The sequence below is a fragment of the Mongoliitalea sp. genome (genome assembly GCF_054166905.1).
Map to the genome: position 1 here is coordinate 508,646 of NZ_JBSZCK010000040.1, position 24,819 is coordinate 533,464.

Below are 24,819 nucleotides of genomic sequence, written 5' to 3' on the forward strand. Positions count from 1 at the left end.
GCGCGGGTTTCAACCCACGCCATATTTTTTGCTCCTTTGAGCCTTTGCGATAAACCAAGCCTAGCGTCTCTTAAACACTAACTCAGAAACAGCCTTTTCCTCAATTTCTTTTGTGTTCATTAACATTGGACGGTAGTTACCAGTGGCATACATGTGTGCTTGGTCTTTGTAGTATTTGCTGAAGATGTTTCCACTTTGTCCTGTTGGAAGCACGGAAATAGCTGCGTCCACATCTGCAAAATCCAAAATGATCCGCATCGCAGGACCTGAGTTTACCTGATATATTCCATCTCCATTCAATTTGAACGGTAATTTGTTCACGGACTCCTCATTAGCTGTTACTGGAACCGTTTTTACATTAAAGATTTTATCCAGAGGTTTTTTAGAACCTAAGGGATGAGGGTGTTCTAACGTTACCACTTTTTTCCACAACCACTCCGAATCTTTTTTCCCTAACTGTTCAGCTAATTCCTGGAGTGTTTTTTCCAAAGCCGCTGCAACAATATCCTTTTTCGTTTCTATGACGTCTGTTTCGACATTATCCCACCATTTAGAATCTTCTGAACGAATTAGGGTTGGTACGCTGCGGATATAGAGAAAGGTGGTCAAAAAAGTACTAAAATCCTCTTCTCCCAATTCATCAGCCATCATGCCATGAAGCGTGTGATACAGCCATTTGTAATAAACAGTGGGGGCTATAATATCCAAGTCATGATTACCTGACCAGCGTTCAAGTGCTTTGAGCGCATCCGTATAAGGTCCAAAAGCTTCTTTTCCTACAGCTGCAATCATCGACTGAGCATTTAAAGGATGATTTTCATTGATGGCTTCCAATTGCAGCTTTTGGATACTTTCCGTTGTCCAGTCATTACGGGATGTTACTGTTTTAGCAATTCTGTTCCAACGGTCTCCTGGATAATAATAACCTGGGAAAAATGTACCATTACTCAAAGTATCTGGCTGATTATTTGCTGAGGCTACAAAACCTGAGGGAGGATTAATACTCATAGGGTTTTCTGAGAATGGCATCCAACCTTGTGGTTCGTCCTCAGGATTACTTCCATCCAAAAATACTTTGGAATTGACATGTGATGGACGGATAGGTAAACGAGCTACTGCCCACCAAGCAATATTTCCTTCCTTATCTCCATACATGATGTTCAGACCAGGCGCATGAATCAAAGGAGCCGCCGCTTCTACATCATCAATGGTTTTTGCATGATTCAATTTCCACAACGCTTCCATAGCCTTTGAAGGCTCCAATACATATACCCACCAAGAAGCCACAGGATTAGAGGTTAAGCGGGCGATTTCAGGAACTACCTCATTCATGATTGGACCGTGAATAGACTCTCGGATGGTAATGGCTACAGGTTCTTTTCCTTTGACAGGAATCAATTCTTCTCTGACAGTCATAGGCACGAAACCATCTCCATACTTTGTTTCCAAAGGATTGTCAGGGTTTATTTGCTCTTCAAAAAAATCCTGATCATCATTTTCAAACATGGTCAATCCAATACTATGATGTCTGCTATGCCCTACCAAACCAAATGGGAGTCCAGCTAAATGATTCCCATAAAAGCTAAAGCCAGGATATTCTAAATGCGCTTCAAACCAAACAGATGGTTGAGCAAATCCAATATGCGTATCGTTACAAAATAAGACTTGGCCCGAAGCCGTACGCTCTGGAGCTATCACCCAAGCATTGGAACCATCCAACATGGGAACAGGTAATTTATCCAAGAAAGCGATGGTTTGTTTGCTGCGGACAATGGTTCCCGATTCAGCATCTCTCTCGGGATAATGATTGGGGATAACAAAATGCTCCGGAAGCGTGTGAATAGAAAGGGATTTGGTGTAATCAGGGCCTAAATTCCTGACAATTTTGGTCACCAAAGGATCCGTACGAACAGCCATGGCAAAAGAAAATGCCATATAGCCAGCTACTCCGTGCATATCGTTTATAGTAAATTCACGAGGTTGGGACCCAAGCAAGGTATATTCAATGGGTAAATTACCTTCTTGAATAAATTGATTGACTCCTTTGATATACGCTTCTGTCGCTGATTTCCATTCGGAAAAACCTTCTTGATTCCAGATTTCCGTACTCCAGGCAGCATGTTGTGGAATCCCTAAGGTTCTAAAGAATTTATCGATATCTAGAACATCTTCCCCTAGAAACTCTGCTAAAGTTCCAGTCCCCACTCTTCGCATCATATCCATTTGAAAGATTCGGTCTTGGGCATGCAAAAACCCGAGCGCTTGGTAGGTATCTTCAGCATTTTGACCATAAATGTGCGGTACACCGTGTGCATCGAAATAGACGGTTACTTCCTCATTCAACCCATCCAAGGATAGCTGTCCTGAATATTGTGGAGAATGCGCATTTTTAAGCAATAAAAAACCTACTAATAAGGCTATTAGTAGGCTGAAGAGTACGTAGAGAAATTTTTTCATGGATAAGTTTGGGCTTTGATGAAGGAAATTTAATTCTTTCCTTCTGAAATTAAAAGCCGCTTATCCGATTGCTTGCAAGATAATCAAGCAAGCTTCACGGATTTCTTCCTCTGTAATGATCAAAGGTGGAGCTATCCGCATACTATCATCGCAAAATAGAAACCAATCCGTAATCACACCCATCTCTATGGCTCGATCAATGATGGGTTTCAATACATCAAAAGAATCAAATTCCACTGCCATCATCAACCCTTTATTTCGTATGCCTTTGATTTTGGGATGTACCAATAGCTCTTTAAATAAATTTGCTTTTGTCTCTACTTGCTCCAATAAACTGCATTCCTGAATAACTTTTAAGGTAGCCAAAGACGCTGCCGAAGAAACCGGATGTCCTCCAAAAGTAGTGATATGTCCCAGCAAAGGATTGTTTTTAAAGGCTGCCATTACCTCTTGATTGGCAATAAATGCTCCAATTGGCATACCTCCGCCCATACCTTTGGCACAAACTAATATATCTGGCACAATCTCAAAATGCTCAAAAGCCCAAAATTTACCCGTACGGCCAAATCCAGCTTGTATTTCGTCCAAGATAAGTAAAGTGCCTGTTTCATCACAACGTTTTCTCAAGGCTTGAAAGTACTGCTTACAAGCAACTCTGATACCTGCTTCCCCTTGAATAGTTTCAATAATTACAGCAGCTGTTTGCTCAGTTATCTGATCCAACTGATAATAGCTCCCATAAAGAATATTGCGAATGCCAGGGAGTAGGGGACGGTAGGCGCGCTTGAAGACTTCATTTCCTCCAACGGATAAGGAACCGTGACTCGACCCATGGTAGGCGTTGATACAGGAGATGATTTCCCGTCTGTTGGTATAGCGTTTGGAAAGTTTAAGAGCACCCTCAACTGCTTCGGAACCTGAATTGACTAAATAGACATTATTCAATGAATCAGGAAGTGTTTGGCACAAGGCATGAGCTAATTGAACCTGTGGACTTTGCACATATTCCCCATAAACCATCAAGTGAAGATACTTATCCAATTGTTCTTGAATGGCATTCAAAACCTTCGGATGTCTATGTCCGATATTACTGACGCCTATGCCGGAAATTAAATCAATATAACGTTTACCATCTGGCCCATACATGTAAATCCCCTCAGCGCGCTCGATTTCTATCATCAAGGGAAAATCAGTGGTTTGAGCCAAATGGCTAAGAAATAGTTGTCTATTGTTCATATGTAACTTCTGAATCTAAAAAAGATGCCTAAGGGTAGTTTCTTTTCAAATTTATCAACCAAATATAGCTCCCCATGTTCAGCGTTTTCCACTTTAGGAAAATTGGAGCGGATTAAATTGGCTGCAATCATAGAGCTAAAGCTCAATGAATACATGTTGAGAATGAGAAAATGATGCGTAGGATCTAAGATATCTGCACATACTTTGAGCATTTCATTGATCTGTTCTTCCAAAATCCATTTTTCACCATCAGGACCTCTTCCGTATGCAGGTGGATCCAAGATTATTCCATGATAGGTATTTCCTCTTCTTTGTTCCCGTTTGATGAATTTCATGGCGTCATCCACAATCCATCGGATGCCATCGAGTTTGGAACTTTCCATATTATGTTTGGACCAAGTGACTACTTGCTTCACAGAATCCAAATGAGTTACATCTGCTCCACAAGCACGTGCAGCAACACTAGCTGCCCCTGTATAGGCGAAAAGATTCAATATTTTTGGCTTAGCAATAGGAAAGTTCTTTAGGGTTTCGCTGATATAGTCCCAATTAACCGCTTGTTCAGGAAAAAGTCCAATATGTTTGAAAGAAGTCATGGCAAGATTGAGTGTTAAATCTAGTCCATGAGGATTTTTATAAGCTACCTGCCAGTTGTGCGGGATACGTCTAAATTCTTGCCATTGTCCTTTTTCAGGATTATTTTTTTCTTTGGCAAAATGTGCATGCGCCATGGCTCTCCATTCGGACTCTGGCATGCTTTTATCCCAGATAGCCTGTGGTTCTGGTCTACTTAAGATAAACTTGCCAAATCTTTCCAGTTTTTCAAATCCTCCCGTATCGATCAATTCATAGTCAGTCCAATGGGAGGGGCACAAGGAGAGTATACTTTCTTTCATCCTGCAAAAGTAAGCAATCCTTAATGATGACCGGATATTTTATCCTAGAACTTCACCAACTTGGTTTTAAAATTGATATTTCTTTCCGATTTTAACGCTATCAATAAATTTATCAAATTAATTACTGGTTCAAAACATGTTAGGGAGAAGAATAGTAGCTGTTTGTTTGGTTTTAATAGGATTTGTAAAGTTTGCTGAAGCACAAACACCAATTCAAGAGTATACTCTAGATGCCTCTAGAAGCTTCAGGTTAAATGCCATTTCGGTGGGGATTAAAGGAACTCCTTTACTTTTTGAAAAAGCACAATTGGGTACAATCGTCTTAACAAATGGAAAGACATATGATAATATCCCTTTTAATATCAATTTGGATAGGGGGGATTTATTTATCCAAACTGATGGTGTTGATTCAGATCCTTTTTCAGTGAATAATTGGGTAATTGTGGAAACAGGTCAAGAGCAAAAGCGTTTGTTTTCTCGTGAACGAATAGGCACTAAACAAGAGATAACTGAGCTATTATGGAAAGGAGAAAATCAGAAAATTGTGGCTGTTCATCGGAAAACATTTATTCAGCCATATGTACAGCGAGATGGCTATTCAGGCCCTCAATATGATGAATTCAGGTATGATATCAATTATTTTCATATGAAAGGGCTGACAGCAACCGAAATCAAAACCTCTAAGCAAGCCCTTAAAGCTTTCGCTGGTCCTAAGGAAAAGGAAGTTCAGGAATTGATCAAAAAAGAAAAACTAAAGCTAGAAAAACCAGAAGATTTTAAAAAAGTGGTCTTGGTGGTGAAGAGTGATTTGTAAACAGCTGGCAATTGAAGGTTTAAAGAGTACACGTGAATGACTTGTCTTGAAACTACCTGATTAATTTTTGAGAAATTTCCTTATTAAAACGCCGTCTATATATCTCCAATAAGCAAAACTTGATTCCCATGACGGATATCAATTTAAATTGGGATCTCTTCATAAGCTTGTAGAAGTAAATATTTGATTTTCTATCTCTTACAATCTGACATTTCACTTTTAACTAAAATCACAACCTACTCGATCCTTTATTCCAAAACTATTTATTTTGGAGTGATCTCCTTGATTTCTGCGAGCAAACAGATTAATAGAATTTTAGATAATCAATTTCTAGTGTAAAATCTCCTTCTATTTTATCCGCTAGGATAAAACCTATGCGTTGAATGGCTTTTAACTCAGAAATATCGATACCCTCTTGCACAGTATTTCCCATACGGCTGATTTCAAAATCTTTGAGTGGGATAATGATGGTTTCCCAGTCATCTTTTGTTGAGGAGAATTTTGCTCGAAATTTTGGGAGATAGAAAGGTGTTTCCCTCTCTAGGAGGACTTCAAAGATCCGACCGTTAGTTGCCTTGTATCTAATTTCACATAAGGAATACTTAGACAGGTCATACTTGCCTATAGGGCCTCTAAGGGAAACGAATCCGCCATTGTTTTTTAATGAGACATACCCATTTAAAAAAACAGAGTTTTTATTGACGAGCGCATTTGCATCGGAGAGACCTCCCATGACTGGATCATTGATGATGGTCCATCGACCAAAGATTTTACCTTCTCCGAAATCGAAGACAAGCGGATCAGTAATAATTGACGTTGCTGTAGCCATAGCAATAGCGGTTAACACAATAATATGTTTCATAGCAAATTTTAACTCTGATTTCAGGGAAAAGTTAAAATAAGCACGAATGGTAAAGAAGAAATCTTGTGTATTTGTTCAGGGTTTCATATGAAAGTTAAAAAAAGTATTGTATAAAACCAAGAGTTCTAAAAAAAAGGCAGAGAAAATTATAATTTATGGTATGAAATGTAATTAAATGAATACAAACGGTAATTTAAACTATAGTAGTGTCGTAAGTTTGGTATTAACTTTTATAATTTCTTATTTCTATTTCGCAGACTCCTGCATTCTTCTTTTATCATGACACATTGTTCATTTAATACCCCTTCTCAATTCATCCAAAATCCCTTCCAGCCCATTCAGCCGAATTTCGTAGAGGGTGGAGAGATACATGCCGAGCTTGCCAGGAGGGAAACCTTGCCTGTGATACCATACTAAGTAATATTCAGGTATATCGGCCAATATTTTCCCTTTGTATTTACCAAATGGCATACGCTCTTTTACTAAATCTTTTAAAATCTGTGGATCCATATCAAAAACCTACTGCTGTATCGTCCCCTCTTTTATCTGCTCCACCTTCTAAACGTCCATCTTTTAAAACCAATATGGCATCCACTTTTCCAATAATAGGCGTGTAGCCCTCATTGATTTTATATCCTTTGGCTTTTAATATTTCTTTATCACTCGAAGAAAATCCTTCCGGTTCGAAGTTGATATGGTCTGGAAGCCATTGATGATGAAACCGGGGGGCATCTACAGCTTCCTGCATGTTCATTCCAAATTCAACCACATTGAGAATAGTTTGTAAGACCGATGTGATGATAGTGGATCCGCCTGGAGTACCCACTACCATCAACAGTTTTCCATCTTTCTCTACAATAGTAGGAGTCATAGAACTCAACATCCGTTTACCAGGAGCGATTGCATTGGCATCAGCCCCTATCAAACCAAACATATTGGGAACACCTGTTTTGGCACTGAAATCATCCATTTCATTATTTAGAAAGAATCCCAATTCATCAACATATAATTTTGATCCATAAGCACCATTTAGGGTAGTGGTGATGGATAATCCATTACCAAACTGATCTACAATGGAATAATGGGTTGTCTCGTCACTTTCATAAATGCTAATTTCTCCTTTTCTAACATTTGATGAAAGTGTAGCCTTATCTGGATCATAGGATGCCATTCGGGCCTTAAGATATTTCTTATCCATAAGTTGCGCTATCGGAACCTCCACAAAATCAGGATCTCCCAAGTAATAATTTCGATCTGCGTAAGCTCGTCTTTCTGCTTCAGTCAACACCTGAATATAATTCGAAGAATTATGGCGCATAGCCGCCAAATTAAATGGTTCTAACATTCCCATGATTTGAGCTAGCGTAACACCTCCTGAGCTCGGTGGAGCCATGGAAATGATAGTATATCCTCTATAGTCAAATCGTATTGGATCTCTCCATTGGGCACGGTAAGAAGCCAAATCTTCCACAGTTATGATACCACCTTTGGCCTGCAAGAAATTTACCAGACGTTGTGCGGTTTCTCCTTTGTAAAATTCATCCGCTCCGTTTACCGCAATTCTTCGCAAAGTCTTAGCTAAGGCAGGATACTTGATCGTATCTCCTGGTTGAAATTCTTTTGCAAACAAGGTTTGTTCACCACTTATCTCAATAATATCCTGTCTGCTATTAGCCAATCGTTGTGCTTGCTTTTCAGTCACTACTACCCCTTTTTCAGCGAGTTGAATGACAGGTTGAAGGATTTCAGACCAAGGAAGAATTCCAAACTTTTGATGAACTTCATAGATCCCAGCAATAGTACCCGGTACACCTACTGCAAGAGCTCCTTTGGTGCTTAATCCTGGAATGACATTTCCTTCTTCATCTAAATACATGTCTCGATGAGCAGCGAGGGGTGCTTTTTCCCGATAATCGATGGAGCCAATTTGCCCATCTGACAAGCGATATACCATAAACCCACCACCTCCCAAGTTTCCTGCAAATGGGAATGCGACTGCCAAGGCTAATTCTGTTGCCGCCATGGCATCGAAGGCATTACCACCTTGCTGTAATACTTGCAGACCAATAGCCGAAGCTTCCACACGGGCTGATACGACCATGGCTTTATCCGCTATCAAACCTCTTGAACTTGAATCAAAACTTTCTTTGGATTGACAAGAGTAGAAGAGAAATACTAAGCCTAATAAAAAAGAATAGGAAGTACTGGATGAGTTGAACATGATTATTTTAATAAGGTGTCATTGAATAGTTTTAAAATCCGCTTGTACTCATCAGTCCAACTGCTTGGTTCGACAAAGCCATGGTCTTCTACTGGGTATACGGCAAATTCCCAATTTTCTTTTCCTAGTTCAATCAATCGCTGTGCGAGTCTGACTACATCTTGGAAATGCACATTCACATCAAGCATGCCATGAGCAATCAATAAATGACCTTTCAATCCTTCAGCAAAATAAATAGGAGAGGATCTTCGGTAAGCGATGGGATCATTGAATGGCTCATTCAAAATATTACTGGTATATCCATGATTATAATGCGCCCAGTCTGTCACCGAACGTAATGCTGCACCGGAAGTAAACACTTCGGAGGCGTTAAACAAGGCCATTAAGGTAATGAAGCCTCCATAGCTTCCCCCATAAATTCCAATTTTTCCAGGTTGTACACCATGTTCAGCTATTAAGTATTTTGCACCATCCACTTGGTCGGATAGATCTTTCCCTCCCATATGACGATAGATCCCCGTTCTCCAATCCCTACCATATCCAGCAGAAGCCCGGTAATCAATATCCAAGACAGTATAGCCTAAATCTGTTAATAAATTGTGGAACATATATTCACGGAAATAGGTCGACCACCATTTGTGAACATTTTGCAGGTATCCTGCTCCATGAACAAAAATGACGGCAGCACCATTGCTTTTTGCTGGATCAGGTTTATACAGACGAGCAGGTACTCTTGCCCCATCTTCGGCTTTGAAACGGACAATTTCAGGGTCTCTCCATGTATAAGCTTTGAATTCTTCACTTTGACCAAAAGTCAATTGTTTGGGTTCAGCCCCCACTTCATTGGCTTGCATGTAAATTTCCCAAGGCTTGTTTGAATAGGAATAAAGAATTGCAAAGTTTTTCTCATCAGGTGAGATAGCCACATCATTATTACCCGTCATTGTGGTTAGTTGCTCCATTTTTCCACCCATCAGCGGCATCATATACAAGTGACGTTCACTGGGATCCACCGCAGAAGTAGTCAAAAACCAATATTTACCGTTATTCGATATTTTTGGGTCAAAGACTTCAAAGGTTCCTGAAGTTAATTGCTTTTTCGAGCCTTTGTTAACATCCAAAATATACAAATGAGAATATCCGCTTTCTTCCGATTGGAAGTAAATATGCTTGTTGTCAGGAAGCCATCCCAGGGTACCTCCACTCATATTCCAGCCAATTCCTGGACCTGCTATCCATGCTTCATCCCGCTGACGGTCCAAGCTTTTCACGGTTCCGTTTTCTAGATTCAACAATGCAATCCATCTATCTTTATTGTCAAAAGAGCGAACATTGATCACTGCTTGTTTGCCGTCATTGGAAAAATAAGGTCCTGAAACTAACAAGTCGCGCTCTTTGGCTTCCCATTTTTTGTTTGGATAATCCTTTACATAATCCGGTAAATCTTTTAAACCTGGAAGATTGGATGTATTTACGATGTAAACAGTATCTTTAAGCAGATTATAGATTCCCATTTCTACTTTTGCTGGCTGATCGCCAACTTTGCTTCTGGTATTAAGATTGGTGGTGTATCCGCTTAGATGTGTATAATCAGGTACAATAGTATTCTTATTTTCTGCTCTGGTAATGAGAGAAAAAGTGACATAAGAACCATCAGGACTGATTTGTAGATTTGAAAGTTGCTTGTTTCCAGTATAAAAGGTAAAAGGTTCAGGTTTTACAAAAGACTCACTGTATACTTTTCTTTTTTCACGGGCTTCTTCCCGTTCCCGTACCACTTGAAGTAATTGTAAATTATCTTCTTTTAACCATTCATCCCGCTCGCTAAGTTTTGCAGAACGGTTTTCTGATTTACTTCCACTTTGAATGTTGGTGACTTTTCGGGTTTTTCCAGACTCTAAGTCATAGATAAAAATATTTGACCTAGATTCAAACGCGATTTTTTTATCTCCATAGAGAAAAGTTGGGTTACTAAGCCGTTCAGGCCATTCTAGAAGAGATTTTTTTTCTTTGGTCTGAACTGTGTAAAGCATCAGTTCATTTCCATCTGCATATACTTTTTGTGTTTTGGCTGCATTACTACGTGCATTGATAGGGGCGAAACTTTGACGTTCGGCCCTTGAAACTTTTAGGTATCGTTGAGGGTCAGAAAGCTCTATTTTATAGAGAGAGTCACCCGGATTGTTTTCAGGGTTATAATTGAAGTAAATAGTCTGTGAATCATCTGACCAGCGTAGATTGGATGGAAAATGTCCCATCCAAACAGGATCTCTCATAATGTATTCTACAGATAATTGTTGCGAAAAAAGGTAATGGCTTCCTGTCAGCAGGAAAAACAGAATTAATAATCTTTGTTTCATAACTACCGTTTATTTGGGTAGCTAAAGATCGGAAAAAAAATGAAAGCCAATAAAAAAACTAAACCAGCGGTCGGAAAATGTGTTATTCCACCGAAGCTAGAAATTTGTGCAGCTCATTTTCAATCGTTAGGATTTGCTCTTTCAAATCTTGATACAAGCTTTGAGAAGCAGGAATATCGCTCTCGATTTGCTCCACAAGTTTCCGCGTTTTGATCGCTCCTATGTAGCTTAGGGAAGGTTTAGATTTATGGCAACTCTTCTTGATGATTGGATAATCTTCATCGGTAAAGGCTTTATCTAATGATTTTAGGTCATGCAAATTAGTGTCCAAAATGATCTGGATCATCTCTAAAAGCATTTCTTTATCATCATCTCCAAAGTATTGGTAGATTGTTTGAGGACTTATAAGCTGGTACATTAAAACAAAAGTTAGTATAAATATGTACTTATTATGCAAAATTATGTATTTCGTAACAAAATTCAAGTCTTTAGACAAAAAATAATCAACAAATTTTAAAATGATGAAAAGTTTTTTTAGGCATATCAAAGAAAGTCTACAAGTCCCAATTAGGCTATCAATATTGATGTTTCTTCTTTTAATGATTCAACTTTCTTTTTCGGTAGATTTAGGTTTTTTGGGTGTCAAACCTTTAAGCCTGCCACATCTTTTGGGATTATTTACAGCACCTTTGGTCCATGGTTCTTTTTTTCACTTTTTGTCAAACGTAGTTCCTTTTCTTATTTTGGGTATTGCACTTTATTTCTTTTATAGCAATATCGCCAATCAGGTAATGTTTTATGCCTACTTTATTCCTTATCTTATTGTATGGATTGTTGGGAGGCCTTATTTCCATATTGGGTCTTCGGGTATGGTGTACGCTTTGGCTTTTTTTATGATTGCTTTTGGTATTTTCAGAGGCACTCTGAAATCTTTGCTAATATCTGGAATTACGATCTTTTTATATGGAAGCTTAATTTACGGAGTACTTCCTACAGATAGAAAAGTTTCTTGGGAAACACATCTGGCTGGTGCTGCTGTGGGAATTGTTGCAGGATTTGCCATGAGTCATAAGAAGCGGTAAAGAAAGTCATGATTTTATAACCCATGATTTTATTTTCGTGGTAATTTTGCGAAGCGTTAAACCCATTACCTCAAAATCTTGTTTACAAAACAATGAATAGAAATAAGCTGCTTTTCCTAATCTTAGCGGGTATCTTCATGGTGATTATACTTTGGGTAAGTTATGATATTTCTACCCGCACTACATTTCCTGGCTCTAAAGGCAATTTGAAGGAGCGTATTGCACCCTCTGAAACCAACCAAAGTAATTCATCGAGTGAAGAACAATAAGATAGATATTGAAAGGATTGATTTAGAAAAAATGAAGGAAAAGACCACGGATCAGCCGGGGTTACTTCCTTATGCGCATCAATCTGGAAGTGCCATCATCAAGCCTGAAGATAAAGGTAAAATTACTGGTAGGGCGGTTGCTGCAATGCATTCTCAGACTGATATGCAGATGGCGCAGATTTATCAGCAAATGTCCTTGTTGGCAGAGCAAGCGAAGCTAATTCAAAAGCGAGTAGAAGTTTCTGAGCGCATTTATCAGTCTTCCATGTCTTTTGAGCCCTTGATTAATCATGTGTATTATTTGTACGAAAAAGAAGATGGAACCGACTTTCTTAGCATGGTAGGTCCAGAAGAGTGGGGGAGATCCAAGAAATTCATTTTTGTAGCAGAAATCAAATTACTGGCTGACCATACTTGGGAAATACTTCGGGAAGGTGAGAATAGTCAGGATGTCCAAGAGGACTAATTTTTATAATGTCTATGCATCAATTAAAAATAACAAACCTGGTTAAAATTTTGCAGGACTCAGATTTGGAGCTTGAAGCATCTTTTTCATTAGAAGTGAACCCTGCTTACCTCAAAGGTAAAGGAGAGGAATTACTAAAGGGAGTTTTTGATTCTTTAGAAGGAAATGGGAATATGCCATTATTGGAAAAACTACGTTTTGACTTTAAAATTCAACGCTACCTGTTTATTTATGACGATGAGGTTCATTTCAATAGGTATCGCTTGAATACCCTAAAAACTAATTTGTACGAAACCTTTTCATTTGACTGGGTAGAAAGTTACAAACGCCTTTGTAGAACTTATGAAAAGGAGTGTTTGAAAGCAGGTATTCAAGAAAGAATCTGGAATGGTCCGCCTATCGCAAAAAAGGTTTTTGGTCTTTCTCAAGATGCAGGAGACCTCAGTGGGACAGGATCTTCTGGTTGGAAATTGACAGCCTATAATGATGCTCAATATGATTTATTAAGCAGATTACATGGATTTAAGTTGATCCGTCTCCCTCAATATGAAAACTTAATGCTAGGTGGAAGCCTCAAAAAGGTGGATGATTTGCTACTACAGCCAAAGGATGCATACAAGCAAGGTCTAATTAATTGGATTACTAGAAAGGTGCTTTAATTGTAGTTATATTTGAAAATGATTTTGAACTGGCATGTTTTTTGGCCAATTTTGTAAAAAAGTTAATTCCCATGTTGAAAAAAATATTCTTTTTATTAACAGTTGGCTTGGTTGCCTATGGTTGTGCTAAGGTTCCAATGTCTAATCGAAATCAGTTGGCCTTAGTTAGTAACGCTGAATTGCTGCCAATGTCTTTTGATCAGTATGGTCAGGTATTGATGGAAGGGAGATTAGTAACCAATACCCCTGAAGGTCAAATGGTAGTACGAGTCGGAAAAAAGATTGCTGAAGCTGTAGAAATGTATATGAGAGAAAATGGAATGGAAAGACAGCTACAGGGTTTTGATTGGGAATTCAATTTGATTCAGGAAGATATTGTTAATGCTTGGTGTATGCCAGGTGGTAAAGTTGCTTTTTATACTGGAATTATGCCAGTTTGCCAAGATGAGGCGGGAGTTGCTGTGGTGATGGGACACGAAGTTGCACATGCGATTGCCAACCATGGTAGAGAGCGTATGTCTAACGGTTTGCTGTTGAATGGTTTGATTGGTGGTGCACAAGTGGCTATGGGGCAAAATCCAACTTTGACCCAGCAGATATTTTTACAGTCTTTTGGAGTAGGAGGGCAATTAGGTATGTTGTCCTTCAGTAGAAGACATGAATTGGAAGCTGATCAATTAGGACTTAATTTTATGGCCATGGCGGGCTATGACCCAAGAGTTGCTCCAGATTTCTGGGATAGAATGGCCAACCTTGGAGGTGGTGGAGCACCTCCGGAATTCCTTTCTACTCATCCAGGTCCAAATAGGAGAAAAGAAGAACTCAAAAAACAAATGCCGATAGCTATGGAATATTATAATAAATACCATAGTAAGTAAGCAGTATCTGTGCTGAGCTTGTCGAAGCAAGCAGTATATCTTGATTCTTGATTCTTGATTCTTGTCTCTTGTCTCTTTCTTCACTACACGGTCCCTGAGCCTGTCAAAGGGCTCAGTTCTAATTCTTTCGCTCCATCACAACCGCTATTTTCTTCATCTTTGGAGAATAAGCTAGTCTGGAGATTTTGGTATGAGAATCTAAGTTAACAGTAGTGGCGAGCTTCCAGTTAGCGTGAGTGATTTTTCTGGTGTAGAGGTTATTGGCTGACCCCATCAGTAAGATATCTTTACCTAACCAAATCATATCCTCCGATCCGGGTATAGTTCTTCCAAAATCATGGTAGATTCTATTGGCAATATCAAAACCCTTGATAGCGTAAGTTTTACCATCAGGAGTTTCTTGTACATCGTTTTTATCTACATAGCTGATGATAGCGCTTTTTGGTTTCAAATGGATGCTTCGACCAACATTTTCGGAAATGGTAAGCACTTCCTCCCGAGAATAGGGATAGACCAATTTATTTGGAGAACCTAAAACAAACATGGCTGCTCGGTTATCATACCAAGCATAGTAACCTACCGGCTCGATGTCATCATACAATAATTCCGGTTCCCCAAAGTTATTGGGATAAAGCCACAAACGCTGTTTCCCTGTAGGTTCTACAGTAATGGCGGAAACATACAGTCCACAATCAGTAGTCGCTGGAGAAAACTCATTGAAATCTCGAGTTTGGGTGAGGTTTACAAACTTACCCGAAGCAATGGTGTATATGATAATATCGTGATTCCCTTTTTCGTCCGCAGCTGAGAAAGCTAATTGTTTGTCGTTGATAAAAAAGGGTTGATTATCGTACAAGTTTCGGTCAGTCAGTAATTTGAGAGATTCGTTTTGTACATGGAGACTTCCTCCTTTTACTTTTGCATCGAGTAGAATCAAATCAGTGGACTGTTGGGCAAAAAGCCCACTGCATGCAATACCTGTGAAATAAATAGCAAGTGTTAAAAATCTCATAAGGAATTTGTGTCAATTTCAGGAAACTAAAGTAGCAATTCGGAGTTAAATTCTTGTGAAAAACTTAGCTTACTATTCAAATTCTTATCTAGATGGACTCCGTGGTCAAGGAGATCCTTTGGCTGACGCTCTTGTGCTTGAACTATTAGCGAATCCTGATTGGGCCGCTTCCATCAATTCTTGGCGAGGATTTATCCCTGTTGGTGCTGACTTAGGTACGTTTAGTCCAAACTTTCAGAATTTTTTTGCTGAGTACAAAGAAGTTCCAAATCAAATAGATTATCAAAAAGTGAAGCTTGCTCAAGATTTTTTTGGCTCTCAGGGAAATGATTATTTATCTCTTTTAGGCCTATACTCTTTACCTTATTGCTATGCATTTGCAGATGGGGCTCAGGTATTGGTCCGTTCAAAGCGGATTACCGAAGAAGTTGGACAGCGCTTAATGGAAACTGCTTTATTTCTGCTCGATGCTTTTAAGCCGGGTACATTTTTACAGGTCAATGAGAGTTTATTGACTCTGGCTAAGGTTCGGTTGATCCATGCCTTTAGCCGTTATTTTGTCAAGCACTATGTAAAAGACTGGAAGTCTGAGTGGGGCGTCCCCATCAATCAAGAGGATATGATAGGGACTAATCTTGCCTTTAGCATGCTGGTCATCCGAGGTTTGGATAAGTTAGGGAAATATCCGGGTTTGGAGGTTTACGAAGCCGTTTTGTATTACTGGAAACTGCTGGGGCAGTACTTAGGTCTAGCTGTGGAATACTGGCCCGAGACCTCCAAAGAAGCCTTTGAATTGGAACGTTTGATTCGTAAGCGTCATTTGAAGCGGTCAGAGGCTGGGATTCAGCTGATCAACTCTTTGATGCGCTATTACGAACAAACCTTCCCTGAACCAGCTATGACTGCCTCGTTGAAAAGGATTATTGCTTTTTTTGTAGGCAAGGAAGCCTCAAGAGCTTTGGATTTACCTTATTCGGACCAAGTTCCCGGACTTGCATACAGAGTCTTATTAGACTGGAGTTTTGCTTCGCAGCGAGAATCCAATGCACCTATAACTTATGAAAATACGCGAAAAGAGTTTTTGCGCCAAAGCATCATACGTATGGGCAAGCATCCTGAATTGTCCGTACCTGTGATAAAGCGTTCATAATCGTACATTTTTTGTCCGATTTCAGTAGGTTTCTATACCGAAAAGCCATTAAACGCTCTATTTGAGCCTATTTTTAAAGATGGCATTCTTTTGGTAATTTGAGCAAGTATATGAAAGCTATCAGCAAGTATGTATCTAAGTTACCGCTCGAATTGATCTTTTGGATAGGTGCTATCATTGGCATTTTACTAATCGATCCTTATGGACCACAACATTTCACACTTTGCCCTTTGGATAACCTAGGATTCCAATGGTGTCCAGGCTGTGGATTGGGCAGGTCCATGAGTTTGTTAACGCATGGTGATTTCAAGGCCTCTTGGTCCATGCATCCTTTGGCAATGTTTGCCTTTGCTGTCATATCTTATCGAATCATTCAATTAATCAGAAACTTAAAAACAACTAGAAATCATGGCTAATGTATTGAGACATCTTCCGGAATTGGAAGGCATGGAATTGGGGTATATCCAAGGAATCATGAAAGAAATGGATGACGAGCAAGCTAGCTTATTCTCCACTGTATACCGTGCCCGTAGAAAAGACAACCAAATGGTGCTGATTTTATGCCTCTTGGGTTTTGTAGGCTTCGCAGGTTTACATCGATTTATCTTGGGTCAAATAGGGTTAGGGATTCTATACTTTGTAACAGTAGGTCTTTGTTTTATCGGTACGATTGTGGACTTGGTCAACTATAAGAGTTTGGCCTATGAATACAATATCAAAGTGGCCCATGAAACCTTAAATATGATGAGTTTGAATAGAAACTAGGGTACACTAGGAAAGGGAGGCATGAACAGTGAAGAATGATAAATGAGGAATTAAAAATGAATCAAGTGTTAAGTTTCAACTACTAGTCTATAAGTCCAGAGTACTTTACCCTTTAATTTTGAAATTTAAAATAGTTGAGAATTATTAGGTAACCGTAGTTGCATACGGTTACCTTTTTTATTTTTTGTGGCCTTACTACTTTCTGCTAAAAGCAATTCTCGCTTCTGTGTTCCTTCCCTAACGCATAATTTTTTCCTATCTTTGCAGAAGAATTATAAACCCAAAAACTTAGGATATGCAACAGGATTTCCTTCCCATCAACGGGACTGACTATGTAGAATTGTATGTAGGCAATGCCAAACAATCTGCTCTTTACTACCAATATGCATTTGGTTACGAGCTTGTAGCTTATTCAGGACCTGAAACAGGTGTTCGTGACCGTGCTTCATATGTCTTGAAGCAAGATAAAATTCGTTTGGTATTAACGACTCCATTGCAAGAAAATCATCCAATCGCTGACCATATCAAAAAACATGGAGATGGAGTAAAAGTATTGGCCCTTTGGGTAGACGATGCCGAGCAATCTTGGAAAGAAACCACTTCAAGAGGTGCTGTTTCTTATGCAGAACCACAAATATTGACAGATGAGTTTGGAGAGGTAAAAGTAGCTTCTATCCGTACTTATGGTGAAACTATCCACACCTTCGTTGAGCGTAAAAATTACACAGGTGTATTTTTGCCTGGCTTCAAACCGAAAAAAAGTTTGTATCAGGCTACTCCCATAGGTTTGAAATTCATCGACCACTGTGTGGGTAATGTTGGTTGGGGAGAGATGAACAAGTGGGTAGATTTCTATGAGAAAGTAATGGGCTTTAATTTGTTGATTACTTTTGATGATAAGGATATTTCAACCGAATACTCAGCTTTAATGTCTAAAGTGGTTTCCAATGGAAATGGGTACATCAAATTTCCTATTAACGAACCTGCCGAAGGTAAAAAGAAGTCTCAAATCGAAGAGTACTTAGATTTTTACAATGGTGCAGGTGTGCAGCACATGGCTATTGCAACGGATGATATCATTCATACGGTATCTGAACTTAGAAAAAGAGGGGTGGAATTCTTGGAAGTTCCTAGTTCCTATTATGATGATTTGTTCGAGCGAGTAGGAGAAATTGATGAGGATTTACAACCTTTAAAAGATCTAAATATCTTAGTTGATAGAGACGAAGAGGGTTATCTTCTTCAAATCTTTACCAAACCAGTTCAGGACAGACCAACTCTATTCTTCGAAATCATTCAACGAAAAGGGGCTAAATCCTTCGGGAAAGGAAACTTCAAGGCCCTTTTCGAAGCAATCGAGCGGGAACAGGAGCTGAGAGGGAACTTGTAGTGAGCAGTTGGCAGTTAAACAGTTAACAGTTGATAAGTGAACAGTTGGCAGAGATTTGTGAATGTAGAATTGAAAATGAATGAGTGGATTCTAAAGACTGCCGATAAAATATAAAATGGTAAGTGTGCATATGTAGGTCTTGGTGCAAATGCCTTAGGTAGGTAAGGCACTCAAGCCTTGGAATTAAGGACCTTTGGGGTTTTAAAGAACCCTGAAGGTCTTTTTTTTTAGGATAATTGGTTTTAGAAATTTACCTATGGCCCAAGTAAAAAATCAAATTCTCTTTTAGGTCTTAGATCCCTACTTGGTTTGCGGCACTTGGTACTTTCCACAATTTTCCTATCTTCGAGCGTTAATTTATCCCATTTACGCTTCTATTAAGGATTATCTCATGACAGAACAAGCGCCTTTATTGACAAACGACGCTACCGTATTAGGATTATTGATGCTGATCTTGGCATTCGTATTTAGCACCTCGGCAAGCAAAGCTCCATTTTGGCAAAAATTCTATAAATACATCCCATCGGTATTGCTTTGCTATTTTATACCAGCAGTATTTAACTCCTTGGGAGTGATTTCAGGGGATAGTTCCAGTTTGTACAAAGTTGCCTCCCGTTATTTATTACCAACTTCATTGGTATTACTGACCTTGGGGATTGATTTTAAAGGGATTTTGAAATTAGGCCCGAAGGCTTTGATTATGTTCCTTGCAGGCTCTCTAGGGATTATATTAGGTGGTCCATTGGCTTTGTTGACCATTTCGGCTATATATCCGGAGATTTTAGGCGGTGTTGGCCCAGATGAAATCTGGAGAGGTTTGGCAACTATTGCCGGTAGTTGGATAGGAGGGGGAGCTAATCAGACAGCTATGCTGGAAGTATTTGGAGCAAGCCCAACTTTGTTTTCTCAGATGATAGCGGTTGACGTATTGGTTGCCAATGTGTGGATGGCCGTATTGCTCTATTGGGCTGCCAAACCTGGAAAAATCGATAAAATCTTCAAGGCGGATGCTTCTGCCATTACCGAGTTACAAGAAAAAGTGGAGAAGTACAGGGCAAGCATCATGAAACTGCCTACATTGGCTGATACCATGAAAATCTTCGGGATTGGTTTTGCCATTACGGGATTATCCCATTTAATTGCGGATTATGTAGCTCCTTACATAGGTGAGAATTTCCCTGCTTTAAGTGCTTATTCCTTAGATTCAACCTTTTTCTGGATTGTTGTAATTTCGACTACCGGTGGTTTAATTCTATCATTTACAAAAAGTAGAGAGCTCGAAGGTGTGGGGGCATCAAGAATGGGGTCTCTTTTATTGTATGTACTGGTAGCAACTATTGGCATGAAGATGGATTTGGGAGCTATTTTTGATAATCCCGTTTTCTTCTTGATCGGGATAACTTGGATGGTTTTCCATGTGATGATCATGCTATTGGTGGCTTATCTGATTAAAGCACCCTTCTTTTTTGTTGCCGTTGGTTCACAAGCCAATGTTGGCGGTGCAGCTTCAGCACCCATTGTAGCCTCAGCATTTAATCCATCCTTAGCACCTGTTGGTGTCTTGATGGCAGTATTGGGATATGCTGTGGGTACTTATGGGGCATATATCTGTGGTCTATTGATGCAAATTGTACATGGTATGTAGCGCAAACCATTCTTCCAAATTGCTTGTTTAAAATAAAACTAGCGCAAAAAGACTTCACACGATGGATATCCGGAAAAAAATAAAGTTGAGACTATTAGACTCAGAATTCGAGTTTAGTATGAGCCGATCTTCCGGTCCAGGTGGGCAAAATGTCAATAAAGTGAATTCCAAAGTCCAGTTGAAATTCAATGTAGTTGAATCTACTTTGCTTTCTGAAGAGGAAAAGGCACTTTTACAGAAGAAATGGGCAAGTAAACTGGATTCCTCCGGCGCTATCATGATCCAAAGTCAGGAAAAACGATCTCAGCTTCAAAATAAGGAATTGGTCTTACGGAAGTTTTATGAGCTATTAGGAAGGGCTTATGAGAAAAAAAAGATCAGAGTGGCTACCAAACCATCCAAATCCGCTATCGAAGAGCGTTTGAAGGCAAAAAAAGCTCAATCGGAAAAGAAAAAATGGAGAAGTGAGTATTGAAATGAAAGCCCCCATTTACCTGGATTATAATGCAACTACTCCTTGTCATCAAGCTGTAGTGGAAGAAATGCTGCCCTTTTTCACTGAACAATTTGGGAATGCAGCAAGTAAAAGTCACCCATATGGTTGGATGGCAGAAGAAGCGGTGGATCTTGCACGCGCTCGGGTAGCTCAATTGATTCAGGCCAAACCAAAGGAAATTATCTTTACCTCAGGCGCTACAGAAGCTATAAATTTGGCTATCAAAGGTATTTTTTATCGGTATCAAGGAGAAAAGCAACATTATATTACATGTGTAACGGAACATAAAGCAGTTTTAGATACCTTTTCAACGTTGGAATCATGGGGTGCAGAAGTCACTTATTTACCTGTAGATAACAAAGGTAAAATTGATTTAAAACACTTAGAATCCTCCATCCAAGCACACACCCGAATGATTGCTCTCATGTGGGCAAATAATGAAACTGGGGTCATCCATCCAGTAGAAGAAATCTTTTCCATTGCCGAAAGAATGGGGGTGATTTTCTTTACGGATGCTGTACAAGCTGTTGGGAAAATCCCTGTCCATACCATCCATTGCCATCTAATGGCGCTTTCTGCACATAAATTTTATGGACCAAAAGGAGTAGGAGCGCTTTACATCCGGCATAATGATACATTTCTCAAGCCACATCCAATGATGGATGGAGGAAACCATGAAAAAGGGTTTCGCAGTGGTACACTCAATATACCTGGTATTGTGGGGATGGGTAAAGCGGCAGAAATCTCCAAAAAAAGCTTGAACAAGAGTCAAATCCGTATGGCTCAACTTCGGGATTACTTTGAACAAGCATTGACAGCAATAGATGGAGTATCTGTTAATGGGGATATAGCAAACCGCTTGCCTCATGTGAGCAATCTACAATTTGAGGGAGTGCAAGGAGAAGACCTCCTTTCTCAGGTTAACAAATTTGTAGCATGCAGTTCAGGCTCGGCCTGTACTTCCATCACACCCAAAGCTTCTCACGTTCTCAAAGCTATGGGACTTACGGATGAGCAAGGGAAAGCTTCCATTCGATTTTCCTTTGGATCGCCAACAACGATGGAGGAGGTGCAAGAAGCGGTCAGGGTAGTTAGGGGGTTAGTAGTGGGTAGTGAGTAGTGAACAGTGAACAGTTGTGTAGTGGGCAGTGAAAAGTTAACATTGAGAAGTGAGTAGTGAACCGTGGAAAATTTGTAATGAAGCATGCTTGTGCTGAGCTTGTCGAAGCAAGGAATGAAATCAGAGACCCTAGTGCCAAAGGCACATAAGACATACTAGCCTTGGGTTTTAACCCATGGGGATATTGGCAAATCTCCACTTCCCAACTTTGGGTTTTAACCCACTACAAGAATCGTAATTAGTAGGGCTTTAATGTGTTGAATGTTTAAGGAAAACACCCATCAATAGCCGTGGGTATTAACCCCCCGGCATTGGAAAGGAATTGAGCAGGTAACCGTTTGCTACTTGTCATTTTTGCTCTTTGACTTTGAATGATTTAACCTGTTTTTTTCTAGTTGGCTATTTCTTCGGCATTGCCTGAAGGACTTTTTCCACCAAAGCAGCTTTTTCGTTATTTTTAATCCATCGGGCTACGATGACCAAGTCATTTTCGGGATCTACATAGACCATATTAGTGCCGGCGCCTAAGTGGAAAAATGCAGATTCTGGTGCAGCAGGAATTTCTTTTTTGTCGGTATTCAGGAAGTAGTTCATGAAACCATAATTGGTCTGCACGCTGGTAGGGGTCTTGGATTTCTTGATCCACTCTTGGGAGATAATCTGCTCTCCGTTCCAATTGCCATTCCGAAGCGTTAGATACCCAAATCTTGCCTGATCATAAGCAGAAATAAATAATCCTCCTCCCCAATGGGAACCACCGCTGACGGACTGCATAATTTGTCCATCGATGATTACAAAGGAGTTTTCATAACCAGTCCATCTCCAGGTAGGACTAGCACCAATCTTATCCATCAATCGCTCTTTTAAAACTACTGGCAATGGTTTCCTCCAAACATTTAGCAAAGCAAGCGCTAATACATTGACTCGGGTATCGTTGTATTTGTAAACCGTACCTGGTTCATGCCTTTCTCGAGTCAGCCAATCTCTGGAATTTCCCTGAGGTCTATCCGCCCAGTCAGGCTTGCCCCACAAGCTGCCCTCCCAATCAGACGTTTGGCGAAGCAAGTGTTCCCAGGTGATTTTTCGGTTATGAGGACCATCAAAAAGATCAAATACATCTTCTTGCATCAGGTGATCTGCTTTATTTTGAATCAATTGGTGAGGAACATACGGAATGATTGGTGCCATGTAGGGATAGACCAAATCCTTTTCGGATTTTATTAATCCCGCATCAACTGCCAATCCAGCAGTAGTAGATAATATGCTTTTTGCCACCGAGAAAGTCAAATCCACACGTTCGGGATCTCCCCACTTGCCGATAATATATCCTTTATAAATAATCAGTCCGGTTGATTCACCACGGTCTTTCATTGGTCCAATAGGGTACCCGAATGGCTCTCGACCAAAAGCGGATTGGTAATGAGCTAGTTTTAAATTTTTGTCTTCCGCACTCTCAATTGCCTTAGCAAATTGGATAGCCTCATTGAGTTTGGAAGCCGATACACCTAATTCTTGAGCTTGCTTTTCCTCCCATTTAGAGGAAGATGGGAAATAGGTCTGTGTAAAGCTCACTTGCTGTATAAAAAAAGTTATGAATAAAATCAAAGTCAGGGGTTTTCTCATGGCTGATGCTGTTATCTTGAAACCGAAAGTAAGCAAGATTGAAGGATTCCCTTCAAAAATTACAGGACCAAAAGCAAAGATTATTTAATCGGTTTACTGCTTGTTCCCGTATGATATCAAACAATTTAGATTAATTTTGGTCTTATCTACATTACTTAATACTCATGCACGAACAAAAACCTGTTTGTATTATTGGCGCTGGACTATCTGGATTGATTGCAGCGTATGAATTGGAAATGGCTGGATATAGCCCGATCATTATTGAATCATCCAATAGCGTAGGAGGAAGGGTTAAAACAGATGAAGTCAAAGGATTTCTTTGCGATAGAGGTTTTCAGGTATTGAATACAGCCTATCCTGAGGCTCAACGCTATTTAGATTATGATGCCTTAGAATTAAAAAAGTTTTCTCCCGGCGCCATTGTGCTGAAACCGGGAAATAGCTTTGCCATTCATGATCCATTGCGTGACCCTATGAAGCTTTTTGGAATGGCATTTTCCGAAGTGGGAAGCTTGTCTGACAAGGTGAAAATCTTCACGCTTACGAATAAGTTAAAATCGCAAACAGATGAGGCAATATTCGTAGAAGAATCTATACCGACAATTCAGTTCTTGAAAGAGTATGGCTTTTCTGACATCATTATGAATAATTTCTTCAAACCATTTTTCAAAGGTATTTTCTTGGAAAACGAGTTGAGAACTTCTTCGCGCATGTTCAAATTTGTCTTTAGAATGTTTGCTTTAGGACATGCAGCTGTGCCTTCCAAAGGAATGGGGCAGATTTCTGAACAATTGAAAAATAAGCTTAAGAAAACGGAGATTCGATTCAATACTCCGGTTGCATCTATTCAGGGAACGACTATTCATCTTCAAAATGGCGAAATCTTAGATGCAAGAAAGGTAATAGTAACTTGTAGACCCGATTTGGTGATTCCTCAGATGCAGGGACAGGTAAATCCTTATCGAAAAGTTGTAAATGTGTATTTTTCATTGGATCATTCCTTTACGGCCAGCCCGATGATTTCCTTGATTCCCGATCCTCAATTTATCATCAATAACTTAGTCTTCATGACCGATGTGAGTAAAGCTTATGCACCTGCTGGAAAGGCTTTACTTTCTGTTTCTATTATTAAGCCGGTAACGGTGGATGATAAATTAATCTCCATGATAGGTATCGAATTGGAGGCGTTGACAGGTATTTCTGCTGCTCATTTTGAGCATATTGCCACCTATGAGATTATAGATGCCTTACCTGATGTGCAGGATATGAAAGGAGACATCACGCCTACCCAATCAAAATTAATGGATGGAGTTTATTTGGCAGGAGATCACATGCTGAATGCATCGATCAATGCAGCGATGACCTCGGGAAGAAGAGCAGCGGAAGCCTTGATTTTATCAGACCAAGCACCCATGTAA

24 protein-coding genes are annotated in these 24,819 nt (G+C 39.7%); 14 read left to right on the plus strand and 10 right to left on the minus strand.

The window, feature by feature from the left end:
• Positions 1–60: 60 nt before the first annotated feature.
• Genes ACXIUD_RS16385 through ACXIUD_RS16395 form a run of 3 tightly spaced genes read right to left on the minus strand, consistent with a single transcriptional unit; the run spans position 61 to position 4,589 of the window.
• Positions 61–2,457 (minus strand): penicillin acylase family protein, encoded by a 2,397-nt coding sequence (locus ACXIUD_RS16385; protein ID WP_458053720.1) that lies wholly within the window; start codon positions 2,455–2,457, stop codon positions 61–63.
• A gap of 60 nt (positions 2,458–2,517) precedes the next feature.
• Positions 2,518–3,693: an aspartate aminotransferase family protein gene (locus ACXIUD_RS16390; protein ID WP_458053721.1), complete on the minus strand. Its 1,176-nt coding sequence runs from the start codon at positions 3,691–3,693 to the stop codon at positions 2,518–2,520.
• Entirely contained in the window at positions 3,690–4,589 is a 900-nt protein-coding gene (locus ACXIUD_RS16395) for a class I SAM-dependent methyltransferase (RefSeq protein ID WP_458053722.1), read from the minus strand. Before ACXIUD_RS16395 ends, ACXIUD_RS16390 begins: the two co-directional genes overlap by 4 nt.
• A 136-nt stretch (positions 4,590–4,725) precedes the next feature.
• Between ACXIUD_RS16395 and ACXIUD_RS16400 the strand changes: the two genes are divergently transcribed.
• The gene (locus ACXIUD_RS16400) at positions 4,726–5,403 is read left to right on the plus strand and encodes a hypothetical protein (protein ID WP_458053723.1); all 678 of its coding nucleotides are present in this window, start codon (positions 4,726–4,728) and stop codon (positions 5,401–5,403) included.
• 304 nt (positions 5,404–5,707) lie between these two features.
• Here ACXIUD_RS16400 and ACXIUD_RS16405 read toward each other — a convergent pair whose 3' ends face one another.
• From ACXIUD_RS16405 to ACXIUD_RS16425, 5 genes are all read right to left on the minus strand, one after another.
• Complete coding sequence (locus ACXIUD_RS16405) at positions 5,708–6,232, minus strand: CIA30 family protein (protein WP_458053724.1); 525 nt, start codon at positions 6,230–6,232, stop codon at positions 5,708–5,710.
• Positions 6,233–6,556: 324 nt separating this feature from the next.
• Entirely contained in the window at positions 6,557–6,775 is a 219-nt protein-coding gene (locus tag ACXIUD_RS16410) for a DUF3820 family protein (protein WP_458053725.1), read from the minus strand.
• A gap of 1 nt (position 6,776) precedes the next feature.
• Positions 6,777–8,486, minus strand: a complete 1,710-nt coding sequence (gene ggt, locus ACXIUD_RS16415; RefSeq protein WP_458053726.1) for a gamma-glutamyltransferase — start codon at positions 8,484–8,486, stop codon at positions 6,777–6,779.
• 2 nt (positions 8,487–8,488) lie between these two features.
• Complete coding sequence (locus tag ACXIUD_RS16420; protein ID WP_458053727.1) at positions 8,489–10,846, minus strand: prolyl oligopeptidase family serine peptidase; 2,358 nt, start codon at positions 10,844–10,846, stop codon at positions 8,489–8,491.
• 82 nt (positions 10,847–10,928) lie between these two features.
• On the minus strand, positions 10,929–11,264 hold the full coding sequence (locus ACXIUD_RS16425) for an Hpt domain-containing protein (RefSeq protein ID WP_458053728.1): 336 nt from the start codon (positions 11,262–11,264) through the stop codon (positions 10,929–10,931).
• A 166-nt stretch (positions 11,265–11,430) separates the two neighbouring features.
• On the opposite strand from ACXIUD_RS16425, the gene ACXIUD_RS16430 reads away from it, so the two are divergent.
• The 5 genes from ACXIUD_RS16430 to ACXIUD_RS16450 all read left to right on the plus strand — a co-directional run bounded on the left by ACXIUD_RS16430 (position 11,431) and on the right by ACXIUD_RS16450 (position 14,200).
• Entirely contained in the window at positions 11,431–11,928 is a 498-nt protein-coding gene (locus ACXIUD_RS16430) for a rhomboid family intramembrane serine protease (protein WP_458053729.1), read from the plus strand.
• A gap of 92 nt (positions 11,929–12,020) precedes the next feature.
• Positions 12,021–12,197, plus strand: a complete 177-nt coding sequence (locus ACXIUD_RS16435; RefSeq protein ID WP_458053730.1) for a hypothetical protein — start codon at positions 12,021–12,023, stop codon at positions 12,195–12,197.
• Entirely contained in the window at positions 12,184–12,663 is a 480-nt protein-coding gene (locus ACXIUD_RS16440) for a DUF2452 domain-containing protein (RefSeq protein WP_458053731.1), read from the plus strand. Before ACXIUD_RS16435 ends, ACXIUD_RS16440 begins: the two co-directional genes overlap by 14 nt.
• A gap of 50 nt (positions 12,664–12,713) precedes the next feature.
• Complete coding sequence (locus ACXIUD_RS16445) at positions 12,714–13,322, plus strand: DUF7255 family protein (RefSeq protein WP_458053732.1); 609 nt, start codon at positions 12,714–12,716, stop codon at positions 13,320–13,322.
• A 71-nt stretch (positions 13,323–13,393) separates the two neighbouring features.
• Entirely contained in the window at positions 13,394–14,200 is an 807-nt protein-coding gene (locus tag ACXIUD_RS16450; protein ID WP_458053733.1) for a M48 family metallopeptidase, read from the plus strand.
• A gap of 118 nt (positions 14,201–14,318) precedes the next feature.
• Here the strand turns inward: ACXIUD_RS16450 and ACXIUD_RS16455 are convergent, their stop codons facing one another.
• The gene (locus ACXIUD_RS16455; RefSeq protein WP_458053734.1) at positions 14,319–15,212 is read right to left on the minus strand and encodes a hypothetical protein; all 894 of its coding nucleotides are present in this window, start codon (positions 15,210–15,212) and stop codon (positions 14,319–14,321) included.
• Between the two features lie 55 nt (positions 15,213–15,267).
• Here ACXIUD_RS16455 and ACXIUD_RS16460 point away from each other — a divergent pair, with 55 nt between their 5' ends.
• From ACXIUD_RS16460 to ACXIUD_RS16490, 7 genes are all read left to right on the plus strand, one after another.
• On the plus strand, positions 15,268–16,362 hold the full coding sequence (locus ACXIUD_RS16460) for an oxygenase MpaB family protein (protein ID WP_458053735.1): 1,095 nt from the start codon (positions 15,268–15,270) through the stop codon (positions 16,360–16,362).
• 110 nt (positions 16,363–16,472) lie between these two features.
• On the plus strand, positions 16,473–16,778 hold the full coding sequence (locus tag ACXIUD_RS16465) for a DUF2752 domain-containing protein (RefSeq protein ID WP_458053736.1): 306 nt from the start codon (positions 16,473–16,475) through the stop codon (positions 16,776–16,778).
• Entirely contained in the window at positions 16,771–17,127 is a 357-nt protein-coding gene (locus tag ACXIUD_RS16470) for a TM2 domain-containing protein (protein ID WP_458053737.1), read from the plus strand. Before ACXIUD_RS16465 ends, ACXIUD_RS16470 begins: the two co-directional genes overlap by 8 nt.
• A gap of 295 nt (positions 17,128–17,422) precedes the next feature.
• Entirely contained in the window at positions 17,423–18,517 is a 1,095-nt protein-coding gene (gene hppD, locus ACXIUD_RS16475) for a 4-hydroxyphenylpyruvate dioxygenase (protein WP_458053738.1), read from the plus strand.
• A gap of 391 nt (positions 18,518–18,908) precedes the next feature.
• Complete coding sequence (locus tag ACXIUD_RS16480; RefSeq protein ID WP_458053739.1) at positions 18,909–20,162, plus strand: DUF819 family protein; 1,254 nt, start codon at positions 18,909–18,911, stop codon at positions 20,160–20,162.
• Positions 20,163–20,280: 118 nt separating this feature from the next.
• Entirely contained in the window at positions 20,281–20,637 is a 357-nt protein-coding gene (arfB, locus tag ACXIUD_RS16485; RefSeq protein ID WP_458053740.1) for an alternative ribosome rescue aminoacyl-tRNA hydrolase ArfB, read from the plus strand.
• Between the two features lies 1 nt (position 20,638).
• Positions 20,639–21,778: a cysteine desulfurase family protein gene (locus ACXIUD_RS16490; protein ID WP_458053741.1), complete on the plus strand. Its 1,140-nt coding sequence runs from the start codon at positions 20,639–20,641 to the stop codon at positions 21,776–21,778.
• Between the two features lie 399 nt (positions 21,779–22,177).
• On the opposite strand, the gene ACXIUD_RS16495 is transcribed toward ACXIUD_RS16490, so the two are convergent.
• Positions 22,178–23,401 carry a serine hydrolase domain-containing protein gene (locus tag ACXIUD_RS16495; protein ID WP_458053742.1) on the minus strand — a complete coding sequence of 408 codons (1,224 nt, stop codon included), beginning with the start codon at positions 23,399–23,401 and terminating at the stop codon, positions 22,178–22,180.
• 164 nt (positions 23,402–23,565) lie between these two features.
• Between ACXIUD_RS16495 and ACXIUD_RS16500 the strand changes: the two genes are divergently transcribed.
• Positions 23,566–24,819, plus strand: a complete 1,254-nt coding sequence (locus ACXIUD_RS16500; RefSeq protein ID WP_458053743.1) for an NAD(P)/FAD-dependent oxidoreductase — start codon at positions 23,566–23,568, stop codon at positions 24,817–24,819.